The sequence below is a fragment of the Georgenia ruanii genome (assembly GCF_009193175.1).
Taxonomy (GTDB): domain Bacteria; phylum Actinomycetota; class Actinomycetes; order Actinomycetales; family Actinomycetaceae; genus Georgenia; species Georgenia ruanii.
This window is the reverse complement of the sequence record NZ_VUKE01000008.1, coordinates 68,622-81,865: the sequence shown is the minus strand read 5'-3', so window position 1 is coordinate 81,865 and position 13,244 is coordinate 68,622. Positions and strand designations below refer to the sequence as shown.

At 75.2% G+C, this 13,244-nt stretch carries 12 protein-coding genes; all 12 read left to right on the top strand.

The window, feature by feature from the left end; translation table 11 throughout:
- Positions 1–78 precede the first annotated feature (78 nt).
- The 12 genes from GD880_RS09645 (at position 79) to GD880_RS09590 (ending at position 13,085) form a co-directional block, all read left to right on the top strand.
- Positions 79–1,434 carry a replication-associated recombination protein A gene (locus GD880_RS09645; RefSeq protein WP_152231412.1) on the top strand — a complete coding sequence of 452 codons (1,356 nt, stop codon included), beginning with the start codon at positions 79–81 and terminating at the stop codon, positions 1,432–1,434.
- A 140-nt stretch (positions 1,435–1,574) separates the two neighbouring features.
- Positions 1,575–2,198 carry a 30S ribosomal protein S4 gene (gene rpsD, locus GD880_RS09640; RefSeq protein ID WP_152231411.1) on the top strand — a complete coding sequence of 208 codons (624 nt, stop codon included), beginning with the start codon at positions 1,575–1,577 and terminating at the stop codon, positions 2,196–2,198.
- A 149-nt stretch (positions 2,199–2,347) separates the two neighbouring features.
- On the top strand, positions 2,348–2,701 hold the full coding sequence (locus GD880_RS09635) for a DUF948 domain-containing protein (RefSeq protein WP_152231410.1): 354 nt from the start codon (positions 2,348–2,350) through the stop codon (positions 2,699–2,701).
- Position 2,702: 1 nt separating this feature from the next.
- The gene (locus tag GD880_RS09630) at positions 2,703–2,963 is read left to right on the top strand and encodes a hypothetical protein (protein ID WP_152231409.1); all 261 of its coding nucleotides are present in this window, start codon (positions 2,703–2,705) and stop codon (positions 2,961–2,963) included.
- A gap of 63 nt (positions 2,964–3,026) precedes the next feature.
- Positions 3,027–5,735 (top strand): alanine--tRNA ligase, encoded by a 2,709-nt coding sequence (gene alaS, locus GD880_RS09625; RefSeq protein WP_152231408.1) that lies wholly within the window; start codon positions 3,027–3,029, stop codon positions 5,733–5,735.
- Complete coding sequence (gene ruvX, locus GD880_RS09620) at positions 5,732–6,262, top strand: Holliday junction resolvase RuvX (protein WP_152231407.1); 531 nt, start codon at positions 5,732–5,734, stop codon at positions 6,260–6,262. Before alaS ends, ruvX begins: the two co-directional genes overlap by 4 nt.
- The gene (gene mltG / locus GD880_RS09615; RefSeq protein ID WP_226909526.1) at positions 6,259–7,407 is read left to right on the top strand and encodes an endolytic transglycosylase MltG; all 1,149 of its coding nucleotides are present in this window, start codon (positions 6,259–6,261) and stop codon (positions 7,405–7,407) included. Before ruvX ends, mltG begins: the two co-directional genes overlap by 4 nt.
- A 197-nt stretch (positions 7,408–7,604) precedes the next feature.
- Entirely contained in the window at positions 7,605–8,591 is a 987-nt protein-coding gene (locus GD880_RS09610; protein WP_226909525.1) for a shikimate dehydrogenase, read from the top strand.
- Positions 8,588–9,286 carry a prepilin peptidase gene (locus GD880_RS09605; RefSeq protein ID WP_152231406.1) on the top strand — a complete coding sequence of 233 codons (699 nt, stop codon included), beginning with the start codon at positions 8,588–8,590 and terminating at the stop codon, positions 9,284–9,286. Before GD880_RS09610 ends, GD880_RS09605 begins: the two co-directional genes overlap by 4 nt.
- Positions 9,287–9,413: 127 nt before the next feature.
- Positions 9,414–10,631, top strand: a complete 1,218-nt coding sequence (gene aroC, locus GD880_RS09600) for a chorismate synthase (RefSeq protein ID WP_152231405.1) — start codon at positions 9,414–9,416, stop codon at positions 10,629–10,631.
- A 142-nt stretch (positions 10,632–10,773) separates the two neighbouring features.
- Complete coding sequence (gene aroB / locus GD880_RS21105; RefSeq protein ID WP_319593260.1) at positions 10,774–12,420, top strand: 3-dehydroquinate synthase; 1,647 nt, start codon at positions 10,774–10,776, stop codon at positions 12,418–12,420.
- A 14-nt stretch (positions 12,421–12,434) separates the two neighbouring features.
- Positions 12,435–13,085, top strand: coding sequence for a shikimate kinase (locus GD880_RS09590; RefSeq protein ID WP_152231403.1), 651 nt, complete (start codon positions 12,435–12,437; stop codon positions 13,083–13,085).
- Positions 13,086–13,244 lie beyond the last annotated feature (159 nt).

Here is a 13,244-nt window from a genome sequence, read left to right as displayed (position 1 = left end):
AAACCGCCGCCACATCCCGTGACACAGGTGACGTGCGGCGCAAGAGCCGACCCCTCCCGGGCGCCGTAGGCTCGGGGGGTGGATCTGTTCGAGGCCGCGGGGGCGGACGAGGCGGGCGTGCCCGCCGTCGGGGCGACGGCGCCGCTCGCCGTGCGCATGCGCCCCACCAGCCTGGCGGAGGTCCTCGGCCAGGAGCACCTGCTCGAGACCGGCTCCCCGCTGCGCCGCCTGGTCGAGCCGACCGAGCACGAGCGCCGCCGGGCCGGCCCCGCCTCGGTGATCCTCTGGGGCCCGCCCGGCACCGGCAAGACCACCCTCGCCTACCTCGTCGCGCACGCCTCGGGGCGCCGGTTCGTCGAGCTCTCCGCCGTCACCGCCGGGGTCAAGGACGTCCGCGCCGTCGTCGAGGAGGCCCGCCGCCGCCTGGTGACCTCCGGCGCCGAGACGGTGCTGTTCATCGACGAGGTGCACCGCTTCTCCAAGACCCAGCAGGACGCCCTGCTGCCCAGCGTGGAGAACCGGTGGGTCACCCTCGTCGCGGCCACCACGGAGAACCCCAGCTTCTCCGTCGTCTCCCCGCTGCTCTCGCGCTCCCTCCTGCTCACCCTCCGCCCGCTCGAGGAGGGGCACGTGCGGGCGCTGGTGGACCGGGCGCTGAGCGACGAGCGGGGCCTGGGTGGTTCTCTCACCCTGGCCGACGACGCCGAGGACCACCTCGTGCGCCTGGCCGGCGCCGACGCCCGCAAGGCCCTGACCATCCTCGAGGCCGCCGCCGGGGCGGCCGAGGCCGCGGAGGAGCCGCAGATCACGCTCGAGGCCGTCGAGCGGGCCATCGACGTCGCCGCGGTGCGCTACGACCGCGCCGGCGACCAGCACTACGACGTCACCAGCGCGTTCATCAAGTCCATGCGCGGCTCCGACGTCGACGCCGCCCTGCACTACCTCGCCCGGATGGTCGTGGCGGGGGAGGACGCACGGTTCATCGCCCGCCGCATCGTCATCGCCGCCGCCGAGGACGTCGGCATGGCCGACCCCTCGGCCCTGCAGACGGCCGTCGCCGCGGCGCAGGCGGTCGCCCTCATCGGCATGCCCGAGGCCCGGATCATCCTCGCCGAGGCGGTGGTGCACGTGGCCACGGCGCCGAAGTCCAACGCCGCCTACACCGCCATCGACGCGGCCATCGCCGACGTCAAGGCGGGCAAGGCGGGGCCGGTGCCGCCCCACCTGCGCGACGCCCACTACGCCGGCGCCAAGCAGCACGGCCACGGGCAGGGCTACCGCTACGCCCACGACTACCCGCACGGCATCGCCGCCCAGCAGTACGCCCCGGACGAGCTGGTCGGCACCACCTACTACCGGCCCACCGCCTACGGTCACGAGCGCGACATCACAGCCCGGCTGGCCCGGATCCGGCAGATCCTCGCCGGGCGGTAGTGGTAATCTCTTCCGGTTGCCACGCGGGCCTCGCGCCCCGGCAGCCACCTGGGGTCATGGCCCACCGCGGCCGACCCCACGCCGTCCGGGCGATCCTGCCCGCGCGGTGTGACGTCACAGAAACCACGACAGGACGAAACATGGCAGTGAGCCGCACGCGCCGGCAGGTGCGCCTTTCCCGCGCCCTGGGGATCCCGCTGACCCCCAAGGCCGTCAAGTACTTCGAGAAGCGCCCGTACGGGCCCGGCGAGCACGGCCGCGCCCGCCGCCGCACCGAGTCCGACTACGCCGTCCGCCTCAAGGAGAAGCAGCGCCTGCGCGCCCAGTACGGCATCCGCGAGGCCCAGCTGGTCCGCTACTTCGAGGAGGCCCGCCGCGAGCAGTACCTGACCGGTGAGTCGCTGGTCGAGCTGCTCGAGATGCGCCTGGACGCGCTGGTCCTGCGCGCCGGCTTCGCCCGCACCATCGCCCAGGCTCGCCAGGACGTCGTGCACCGCCACATCCTCGTGGACGGCAAGCTCGTCGACCGCCCCTCCTTCCGGGTGAAGCCGGGCCAGGTCATCCAGGTCAAGCCGAAGAGCCAGGCCATGGTGCCGTTCCAGATCGCCGCCGCCGGCGCGCACCGCGACGTGCTGCCCAACGTGCCGGCCTACATCGACGTCGACATCGCCAAGCTGCGCGCCGAGCTGGTCCGCCGCCCCAAGCGCGCCGAGATCCCGGTGACCTGCAACGAGCAGTTCGTCGTCGAGTACTACTCCCGCTGACGTCCCCGACGTCCGCGATGCGCTGCGCCCCGGGCAGCCGGCCTGTGCCGGTGCCCGGGGCGTCGCCGTCGAACCGGTAGCCTCACCTGTGACGGCCCGGGCGTTGCGCCCGACGCGCGCCCGGTCCGTCCCCGTCGTTAGGAGAGTTCATGTCCGTCGGTGACATCGCCGGCCTCATCGCCGCGCTGGCGTTCGTCGCGCTCGTCGTCGTCCTCGCCGTGCCGCTGGTCAAGCTCGGCCGCGTGCTGGACGAGGCCCGGGGCACCGTCCGCGAGCTCACCACGCACACGCTGCCCGCCATCGACGAGGCCGCGCAGACGATCCGCGAGGCCAACGGCCAGCTGGTGAAGGTCGACACCATCACCACCTCCGCCGCCCGCGTCACCGAGGACGTCTCCGCGCTGACCACCCTGGTCGCCGCCACGGTCGGCGGCCCGCTGATCAAGCTCTCCGCCTTCTCCTACGCCGTGCGCTCCGTGCTCGGCGGCCGGAAGGCCCGCTGAGATGCGGCCGCGGGTGCTGCTCGTCGTCGCCGCCGGCGCCGTCGCCGTCACCGCCCTGACGGTCGCCCGCGCCCCGGGCCTGCGGGACCGGCTGCGGGCCCTGCCCGCGGACTTCGCCGCGGCGTTCCGCGAGCGGGAGGCCGAGCTGCGCGCCGCCCTGCTGCCCGACGACGACGCCGCCGCCCGCACCGAGGTCGCCCGCCGCCGCGGCCGCCACGCCGCGGACGAGGAATCAGACGACCTGCCGTACTCGTTCTACTGAGCACCCTTCTCGACGCCGGCGCCCACGGCGCCCCGCCCACCACCGCCCCGACCCCGAGGAACCATGCGCACCGCTGAGATCCGCACCCGCTGGCTGGACTACTTCGCCAAGCAGGACCACCACATCGCCCCGAGCGTCCCGCTGGTCTCGCCCGACCCCTCGATCCTCTTCACGATCGCGGGCATGGTCCCGTTCATCCCCTACATCGTCGGGACCCAGCAGGCCCCGTGGCCGCGGGCGGCGTCGGTGCAGAAGTGCATCCGCACCAACGACATCGAAGAGGTCGGCAAGACCACCCGGCACGGCACCTTCTTCCAGATGGCCGGCAACTTCTCCTTCGGGGACTACTTCAAGGAGGGGGCCATCACCATGGCCTGGGAGCTGCTGACCAGCTCCCCGGCCGACGGCGGCTACGGCCTCGACCCCGAGCGCCTGTGGATCACCGTGTGGGACCAGGACGCCGAGGCCAAGGACATCTGGCTGAACACGATCGGCCTGCCCGCCGAGCGGCTGCAGTTCCAGACCCGCGAGGAGAACTTCTGGGACACCGGCCAGCCCGGTCCCGCCGGCCCCACCTCCGAGATCCACTACGACCGCGGCCGCGCCTACGGGCCCGACGGCGGCCCCGAGGTGGACACCCAGGGCGACCGGTTCGTCGAGATCTGGAACCTGGTCTTCGACCAGTACCTGCGCGGCGAGGGCGCGGGCAAGGACTACCCGCTGCTGCACGAGCTCGAGCAGAAGGCCATCGACACCGGCCTCGGCGTCGAACGCCTCGCGTTCATCCTGCAGGACCGGGCGAACATGTACGAGACCGACGAGGTCTTCCCGGTCATCGAGGCCGCGGAGGCGCTGTCCGGCCGCAGCTACACCCGCGGCGCGAGCTCGGCGAACCCCGACGACGTGCGCATGCGCGTGGTCGCCGACCACGTCCGCTCCGCCATGATGCTCATCGCCGACGGCGTGCGCCCCGGCAACGACGGGCGCGGGTACGTGCTGCGCCGGCTCATCCGCCGCGCCGTGCGCTCCATGCGCCTGCTCGGCGTGGAGGAGCCGGCGCTGCCGGTGCTGCTGCCGGCGTCGAAGGACGCCATGAAGGGCTCCTACCCCCAGCTCGAGACCGACTTCGACCGCATCTCCCAGGTCGCGTACGAGGAGGAGGAGGCCTTCCGGCGCACCCTCGTCGCCGGCACGACCATCCTGGACACCGCGGTGAGCCGGGCCCGGTCCACCGCCGGCGCCGCCGGCAAGCCGGTGCTCTCCGGCGCCGACGCCTTCGCGCTGCACGACACCTACGGCTTCCCCATCGACCTGACCCTGGAGATGGCCGCCGAGCACGGCGTGAGCGTGGACGAGGCGGGCTTCCGGTCGCTCATGGACGAGCAGCGCCAGCGTGCCCGGGCCGACGCCCTCGCGAAGAAGACCGGGCACGTCGACACCTCGCTGTACGCCGACCTGCAGAACCGCCTCGGCGGCCCCGTGCAGTTCCTCGGCTACACCGACACCACCGCCGAGGCGCGGGTCGTGGGCCTGCTCGTCGACGGCGTCCCCGCGCCCAGCGCCAGCGCCCCGGCCGACGTCGAGGTCGTCCTCGACCGCACCCCGTTCTACGCCGAGGCCGGCGGCCAGCTCGCCGACCAGGGCACCATCACCTTCGAGGGCGGCGCGATCGTCGACGTCGCCGACGTCCAGGCGCCGATCAAGGGCCTGTCGGTGCACCGCGGCCAGCTCACCGAGGGCACCCTGACCCTCGACGAGCGCGGCGTGGCCGCCATCGACACCGCCCGGCGCAAGGCCATCGCCCGCGCGCACACCGCCACCCACATGGTGCACAAGGCGCTGCACGAGTTCCTCGGCGACCAGGCCACCCAGGCGGGCTCGGAGAACGCCCCGTCGCGGCTGCGGTTCGACTTCCGTCACGGCTCGGCGGTGCCGGTCTCCGTGCTGGGCGACATCGAGGGCCGGGTCAACGAGCGGCTCGTGGACAACCTCGACGTCACCGACGAGATCATGGACATCGACGACGCCAAGGCGGCCGGCGCCATGGCGCTGTTCGGCGAGAAGTACGGGCGCAACGTCCGGGTGGTCTCCATCGGCGGCGACTGGTCCAAGGAGCTGTGCGGCGGCACCCACGTGCCGCAGACCGGCACCCTCGGCCTCGTCACGGTGCTGGGGGAGTCCTCCATCGGTTCGGGCGTGCGCCGCGTCGACGCCCTCGTCGGGGCCGGCGCGTACGGCTACCAGGCCAAGGAGCACGCCCTGGTCAGCCAGGTCACCAGCCTGCTCGGCGGCCGCCCGGAGGAGCTGCCCGAGCGGGTCGACTCCCTGATGACCAAGCTCAAGGCGGCGGAGAAGGAGCTCGCGGCCCTGCGCCAGAAGCAGCTGCTCGCCGCGGCCGGCACGGTCGCCGACGGCGCCGCCCAGGTGGGCACCGGCCGGGTCGTCACGCACGACGCCGGCGAGGTCGCCTCGGCGGACGACCTGCGCACCCTCGCCCTGGACGTCCGCGCCCGCCTGGGCGAGTCCGCCCCCGCGGTCATCGCGGTGGGCGGGGCGGCCAAGGAGCGCCCGGTGGTCGTCGTCGCGACCAACGCCGCGGCCCGCCAGGCCGGCGTGCGCGCCGGCGCCCTGGTGCGTGGCGCCGCGACGGTCCTCGGCGGCGGCGGGGGCGGCAAGGACGACGTCGCCCAGGGCGGCGGCACCGACGTCGCGGCGCTCGGCCAGGCGCTCGACGGGGTCCGCTCCGAGGTCGCGACGCTGCTGGGCGCATGAGCGAGCCCCCCGGCGCGGGCGGGGCCGGCGACGCGCGGCCCCGCCACGGCGTGCGGCTCGGCATCGATGTCGGTACCGTCCGCATCGGTGTCGCCCGGAGCGACCCCAGCGGGATCCTCGCGACCCCCGTGCGGACGGTCGCCCGCGCCAAGGACGGCGCGGATCTCGCGGAGATCGTGGCGCTCGTGCGCGAGCACGACGCCATCGAGGTCGTCGTCGGGCTGCCACGCAGCCTGTCGGGGAAGGAGGGGAGGTCGGCCGACGCCGCGCGCGGGTACGCTGTCCGGGTCGCCGAGGCCCTGGCCCCGCTTCCCGTGCGGCTGGTCGACGAACGCCTCACCACCGTCAGCGCGCACCAGGCGCTGCGTGCCTCCGGACGCCCCGGGCGTCGGCACCGGGAGGTCGTGGACCAGGTCGCCGCGGTGATGATCGTCGAGCAGGCGCTCGAGGTCGAACGGCGCACCGGTGCCCCCGCCGGTGAGCTGGTCGTGCCCGACCCGCCCCCCGCGAGCAAGGAGAGCGAGTGAACGACCTCTTCACGGACGCCGAGCCCGAGCTGGACGCCAGCGCGGCCCGGCGGGCCCGGCGCGAGCAGCGCCTGGCGCGCGAGGTGCGCCGCCGTCGACGTCGCCGGCGCAGCGCCGTGGTGCTGTTCGTGGTGGTCGCGGCCCTCGCCGCGCTCTCCGTCTGGGCCGTGCCGAAGGTCTCCTCGCTGCTCTCGCTGGGCGGCGGCCCGGAGGACTACCCGGGGCCGGGCACCGGGGAGGTCCTCGTCGCCATCCCCGAAGGTGCCACCGGCCACGACATGGGCACGGTCCTCGAGGAGGCCGACGTCGTCGCCTCCGTGCGCGCCTTCACCGACGCCTACAACGACAACGTCAACGCCGCGCGCATCCAGGCCGGCAGCTACCACCTCAAGCGCCAGATGCCCGCCCGCGACGCCGTCGCCGCCCTGCTCGACCCGGCCAACAAGGCGGAGATCACCGTCACCGTGCCCGAGGGCTTCCACGCCAAGCAGGTCTACGAACGCATCGCCAGCGTCTCGGGCCTGCCGATGGAGGACGTCGAGGCCGCCGCGGCGGACCCGGCCGCCATCGGGCTGCCCGCCGAGGCCGGCGGCAACCCCGAGGGCTGGCTCGCCGCCGCGACGTACACCTTCGAGCCCGGCGACGACGCCGCCAGCATGCTGCGCAGCATGGTCGCGCTGACCGTGTCGCGCCTCGACAAGCTCGGCGTGCCCGCCGCGGAGCGCCAGCGGGTGCTCACCGAGGCCTCCGTCGTCGAGCGAGAGGTCAACCTGCCGCAGTACTACGGCCAGGTGGCTCGGGTGATCGAGAACCGCATCCACGACACCGCCCAGGTGGGCGGGATGCTGCAGATGGACTCCACGGTGCTCTACGGCGTCGGGAAGGTGGGCGGGGTGCCCACGCGGGCGGACCTGGACAACGACAACCCCTACAACACCTACCTGCACCCCGGCCTGCCGCCGACGGCGATCGGCGCGCCCGGCGAGGCGGCGCTCGACGCCGTCATCAACCCGCCGCCGGGGGACTGGCTGTACTTCGTCACGGTCAACCTCGAGACGGGCGAGACGAAGTTCGCCGCGACGCTGGAGGAGCACAACGCCAACGTGGCCGAGTTCCGCCAGTACATGGCCGAGCACCCGCAGTAGGTCACGACTGGCCGCCCACGCGCCGCGTCGCGGCCGCGCCAGGTGTGCGGGCGGCACGCGGAATCCGCGGCCCGGGGCTGCGCCGTGACAGCGGTGGCCCCCCTGCCGCGCGCCGACGGTGTGGACGGCGTCCTCGCGGCGCCGCCGAGGCTGGTAGACCTGGCACCGGCGGAAGGCCGGCGGCCGAAGGAGGAGGCGTGCACGTGGCAACGGAGGCACTGGGCGGGCAGGACCTGCGCGCACCGGGCATCGAGCGGCGGGCCGCGGTGCTGGGCCATCCCGTGGCCCACTCGCTCTCGCCGGCCCTGCACCGCAGCGCGTACGCCCAGCTCGGCCTCGCCGGCTGGGGCTACGGGCTGCAGGACGTCACCGCCGCCGAGCTGGCCGGCGTCGTCGCGCGGCTCGACCCGACCTGGGCCGGACTGTCCCTGACGATGCCGCTCAAGCAGGCCGTCATGCCGCTGCTGGACATCGTCGACCCGCTCGCGGAGGTCACCGGGGCGGTCAACACCCTCGTGGTCCAGCCCGGGCAGGGCGGCGCCGGCCTCCTCGTGGGCTTCAACACCGACGTGCACGGGATCGTCGCGACCGTGCGGGAGGTGGCCCCGCCCGGGTGGCGGTCCGAGCGGGCCGTGGTGCTCGGCGCCCGGGCGACCGCGTCGTCGGCCCTGGCCGCGCTCGCCGAGCTCGGCTGCACCCGCCCGACCGTGGTCGCCCGCTCCTTCGCCGGGCCGGGGTCGGCCGCGGCCGCCGCGCACCGGATGGGCGTGACGACCCAGAACGTGCCCTGGTCCGCGCCCGAGGAGGTCGCCGCGACGCTGCTGGAGGCGGACGTGGTCGTCTCCACGGTGCCCCAGGGCGTGGCCGACCCGGTCGCGCTGGCGCTGGCCGAGCTGCTGGAACGGTCCGGCCGGCCCGACGCCCTGGCGGGCCGGGTCCTGCTCGACGTCGTCTACGACCCCTGGCCCAGCCCGCTGGTGCGGGTGTGGACGGAGGCTGGCGGGCTCGTCGCGCCGGGCTGGGGCATGCTGCTCCACCAGGCCGCGGCGCAGGTCCAGCTCATGACCGGCCGCGCACCGGACGTCGAGGCCATGCGCGCGGGCCTCCTGGGCGAGCTCGCCCGCCGCCGCGACGGGGGCGCCGTGCCCGACGCCCCGCCGCCCTTCGACCTGCCGGACCGATGACGGGCGAGCCCCAGGGCGGCCGCCCGGCTGTCGGGGGGGACGCCGACACCGCGGCCGAGGCCCGGGTTGGCGAAGGCGCGCCCGAGGCCGGCGGCGCCGACGCGGGCTGGCGCACGCCTCCCCTGAGGGAGGACCTGGCCATCGCCGGCCGGGCCACGTTCGTCGTCGGCGCGGTGCTCGCCGTCGTCGCCGGCTGGGGGCTGGCCGGCGAGGGCTGGGACGTCGCCGTGGCCGGCGCCTACCTGACCCTGGTCGGCACCGTCCTGACCGTCATCGACTGGCGCACCCACCGGCTGCCCGACCGGATCGTGCTCGCCGGCACGGTCGGGGTCCTGCTCGTCCTCGTCACAGCGGCGGCGACCGGTGACGCCTGGGCGGTGCTCGGCCGCGCCGTGGCCGCGGCGCTCGTCTCGCTCGTCGGGTACTTCGTGCTCGCCCTTCTGCGCTCGGGCGGGCTCGGGCTGGGGGACGTCAAGCTCGGCGGCCTGCTCGGGCTCTGGCTAGGGTGGTTCGGGTGGGCGCACGTGCTCACCGGCGTCCTGGCGGCGTTCGTCCTCGGGGGCGTGATCGCGCTCGTCCTGCTCGTGACGCGGCGGGCGAGCCGCGGCTCGGCGATCGCGTTCGGCCCCTGGATGGTCCTGGGCGCGGCCGTGACGACGGTGCTCGCCGTCGCGGAGGTGCCGCTCGGCGGCTGAGGTGCGGCGTCGGGCACAAACCGGCGGACGCCGCGGCGACGGCGCGCCGGCCACCGGCGGGCCCGTCCCGGACGCCTCCCGTGGACGCCCCGGCAGCACCGCGCCGCGTCGTGGCAGGATCGCACGCATGCTCAGATGGTTGACCGCAGGTGAGTCGCACGGCCAGGCCCTCGTCGGGATCCTCGAGGGAGTGCCCGCCGGTGTGGCCGTCACCTCCGCCGACGTGCAGGCCGCCCTCGCGCGGCGTCGCCTCGGCCACGGTCGCGGCTCCCGGATGAAGTTCGAGCAGGACGAGGTGCGCCTGCTCGGCGGCGTGCGCCACGGCCGCACGATGGGTGGCCCGGTCGCCATCGAGATCGGCAACACCGAGTGGCCCAAGTGGCAGACCGTCATGTCGCCGGACCCGGTGGCCCGCGAGGCGCTGCTCGTCGACGCCGGCACCGGCGACGAGCGGGAGATCGCCCGCAACCGCCCGCTCACCCGGCCGCGCCCGGGGCACGCCGACCTCGTCGGCATGCAGAAGTACCACCTCGACGACGCCCGCCCCATCCTGGAGCGGGCCAGTGCCCGCGAGACCGCCACCCGCGTGGCCCTGGGCACCGTCGCCGCGGCGCTCCTCGAGCAGGTCGCCGGCATCCGGCTCGTCGCGCACGTCGTGGCCATCGGCCCCATCGCCGCCCCCGACGACGCCCCGCTGCCCGGGCCCGACGACGTCGCCGCGCTGGACGCGGACCCGGTGCGCTGCTTCGACCCGGCCACCTCCGCCGCGATGGTCGCCGAGATCGACCGGTGCCAGAAGGACGGCGACACGCTCGGCGGCGTGGTCGAGGTCCTCGCCTACGACGTGCCCCCGGGGCTGGGCTCGCACGTGTCGGGCGACCGGCGACTCGACGCCCGCCTCGCGGGCGCCGTCATGGGCATCCAGGCGGTCAAGGGCGTGGAGATCGGCGACGGCTTCCGCACCGCCGCGCGCCGCGGCTCCGCCGCCCACGACGAGATCGTCCCGGGCGACGACGGCCACCTGCACCGGCGCACCAACCGTGCGGGCGGCACCGAGGGCGGGATGAGCAACGGCGAGGTGCTCCGGGTGCGCGCCGCGCTCAAGCCGATCTCCACCGTGCCGCGCGCCCTGGCGACCGTCGACGTCACCACGGGTGAGGTCGCCCAGGCCATCCACCAGCGCTCCGACGTGTGCGCGGTGCCACCGGGCGCCGTGGTCGCCGAGGCCATGGTGGCGCTGGTGCTCGCCCAGGCGCTGCTGGAGAAGGTCGGCGGCGACTCCGTCGACGAGGCCGCCCGCAACCTGCGCGGCTACCTCGAGGCGATCCCGGAGCACATGCGCTGAGGGACGCCATGGCCGCGGCCCGCGTGACGGGGAACCGCCGTCGCGCGGGCCGCGGCGCGCCGTCCCCAGCGCTCGTCCGACGAGCAGCCGACGCCATGAGACGCCGCGTCCCGCCATGCGGGCAGCGAGGTACCGTGCGCGTGTGGCTACCGCTCGTCCGCACGTCGTCCTGGTCGGCCCGCCCGGTGCGGGCAAGACCACCATCGGCACGCTCATCGCCCGGGTCCTCGGCGTCGACTTCCTCGACACCGACCACGAGGTCGAGCGGGTCGCCGGCATGTCCATCCCCGACCTCTTCCTCGCCCGCGGCGAGGCGGAATTCCGCCAGCTCGAGCACGAGGTGGTCTCCGGTGTCCTGAAGGACCACCGGGGCGTGGTCGCCCTCGGCGGCGGGGCCGTCCTCCACCCCGGCACCCAAGAGGCCCTGCGCGGGCACGAGGTGGTCTTCCTCGACGTCGACGTCGCCCAGGCGCTGCCGCGCGTCGGCCTGTCCGGCGTGCGCCCCCTCCTCACGGGCGACCCGGTGGGCAAGTTCAACGCCCTGATGGCCGAGCGCCGGCCCATCTACGAGACCGTGGCCACGATGCACGTGGCCACCACCGACCGCCGGCCCCAGGAGATCGCCGAGGAGATCCTGCTCGTCCTGTCCGGCCGCGGCGAGATCGCGTTCGATCCCGCCCAGGTCCGGGAGGCCGTCGTCGAGCACGGCCCTGCCTCGCGCGTGCACGTGTCCGGCGCGGCCGGGTACGACGTCGTCGTCGGCCACGGGCTGCAGGACAGCGTCGTCGAGCTCGTCGGCGAGGCCGCCACCCGCGTGCTCGTCGTCCACCCCGCCTCCCTGGCGACCACGGCCGAGCGCCTGCGCACCACCCTGACGAGCGAGGGCCGCACCGCGGTGCTCCACGAGATCCCCGACGCCGAGCAGGCCAAGACCATCGACACCGTCGCCGCGTGCTGGGCGCTGCTGGGCGAGCAGCGCTTCGGCCGCGAGGACGCCGTCGTCGCCCTCGGCGGCGGCGCCACGACCGACGTCGCCGGGTTCGTCGCCGCCACCTGGCTGCGCGGCGTCCGCCTCGTCAACGTGCCCACCACGTTGCTGGGCATGGTCGACGCCGCCGTCGGCGGCAAGACGGGCATCAACACCGCCGAGGGCAAGAACCTCGTCGGCGCCTTCTACCCGCCGGCCGGGGTGGTGTGCGACCTCGACGCGCTGCCCACGCTGCCGCCCGAGCAGCTGCGCTCGGGCCTGGCCGAGGTCGTCAAGGCCGGGTTCATCGCCGACGAGCAGATCCTGCGCATCGTCGAGGCCAACGGCGGCGTCGGCGCCCAGGACCCGAGCTCGGCGGCGCTGCGCGAGCTCGTCGAGCGGGCCGTGGCCGTCAAGGCCCGGGTGGTGGGGGAGGACCTGCGCGAGGCCGGGCTGCGGGAGATCCTCAACTACGGCCACACCCTCGGGCACGCGATCGAGCGCACCGAGGACTACCGGTGGCGCCACGGCGACGCCGTCGCCGTCGGCATGGTCTTCGCCGCCGAGCTGGCCCGCGCCGCCGGTGTGCTCGACGCCGACGTGGTGCGCCGCCACCGCGACATCCTCGGCATGCTGCACCTGCCCGTCTCCTACCGCGCCGACCGCTGGCCGGAGCTCTACGAGGCCATGGCCCACGACAAGAAGGTGCGCGGCAACGCGCTGCGCTTCGTCGTCCTGGAGGACGTCGCCCGCCCGACCATCCTGCGCGCGCCGGACCGCGAGCTGCTCGAGGAGGCCTACGCCTGGGTGAGCGGCCGGTGACGTACGGTGCGGGGATGACCAGCACGCCTGAGCCCGAGCGCGCGTCCGGGCCGGCCGCGACGACCGCCCCCGGTGAGCCGGCGCGGGGCCCGGCCGCCACGACCGCGCCGGCGTCTGGTCCAGGCGCGGCGACCACGTCGGCGGGGCCCCAGCCCCTGCTCGTCCTCGTCGGTCCGCCCGGGTCCGGCAAGAGCACCGCCGGCGCGCTCGTCGCCGAGCGGCTCGGCGTCGCGCTCACGGACACCGACGCCGTGCTGGCCGAGCGAGCGCGGCGCGGCGTGGGCGAGCTGTTCATCGACGTCGGCGAGGAGCGGTTCCGCGAGCTCGAAGACGCCGCGGTGACCGAGGCGCTCGCCGCGCCGGGGGTGCTCGCCCTCGGCAGCGGCGCCGTCGAGCACGCCGCGTCCTCCCTCGGGCGGTACCGGGCCGACGGCGGCACGGTCGTCTTCCTCGACGTCTCCCTGGCCGCGGGGATGCCCCGCGTCGGGCTCAACGCCCCCCGCTCGGTGACCCTGGGCAGTCCCCGCGCGCTGTTCTCCTCGATGGCGGCGCAGCGCCGCCCGGCGTACGAGTCCGTCGCCTCGGCGGTGGTCGACACGTCCGACCTGACGGTCGAGCAGGTCGTCGAGGCGGTGCTCGCTGCGCTGCCGGGCTCGCGGGGCTGAGGGCGACCAGCCCGCGGTCGGCCTGGGTGTGCTCGCGGTGCCGATCGACCGTGGCGTGCTCCCACCCGGTCACCCGCTCACGGACGACGTCAGCAGGTACGGCGCAGAGCGAATCGTTCCCCGCGGCTCTGACCGCTCCGGGCAGCCTCGACTGCTCCC

What these genes read in the sequence shown, in the direction of transcription:
- rpsD (WP_152231411.1), top strand. Translation starts at nt 1,575, where the DNA reads ATGGCAGTGAGCCGCACGCGCCGGCAGGTGCGCCTTTCCCGCGCCCTG.
- GD880_RS09635 (WP_152231410.1), top strand. Translation starts at nt 2,348, where the DNA reads ATGTCCGTCGGTGACATCGCCGGCCTCATCGCCGCGCTGGCGTTCGTC.
- GD880_RS09630 (WP_152231409.1), top strand. Translation starts at nt 2,703, where the DNA reads ATGCGGCCGCGGGTGCTGCTCGTCGTCGCCGCCGGCGCCGTCGCCGTC.
- alaS (WP_152231408.1), top strand. Translation starts at nt 3,027, where the DNA reads ATGCGCACCGCTGAGATCCGCACCCGCTGGCTGGACTACTTCGCCAAG.
- ruvX (WP_152231407.1), top strand. Translation starts at nt 5,732, where the DNA reads ATGAGCGAGCCCCCCGGCGCGGGCGGGGCCGGCGACGCGCGGCCCCGC.
- GD880_RS09605 (WP_152231406.1), top strand. Translation starts at nt 8,588, where the DNA reads ATGACGGGCGAGCCCCAGGGCGGCCGCCCGGCTGTCGGGGGGGACGCC.
- aroC (WP_152231405.1), top strand. Translation starts at nt 9,414, where the DNA reads ATGCTCAGATGGTTGACCGCAGGTGAGTCGCACGGCCAGGCCCTCGTC.
- GD880_RS09590 (WP_152231403.1), top strand. Translation starts at nt 12,435, where the DNA reads ATGACCAGCACGCCTGAGCCCGAGCGCGCGTCCGGGCCGGCCGCGACG.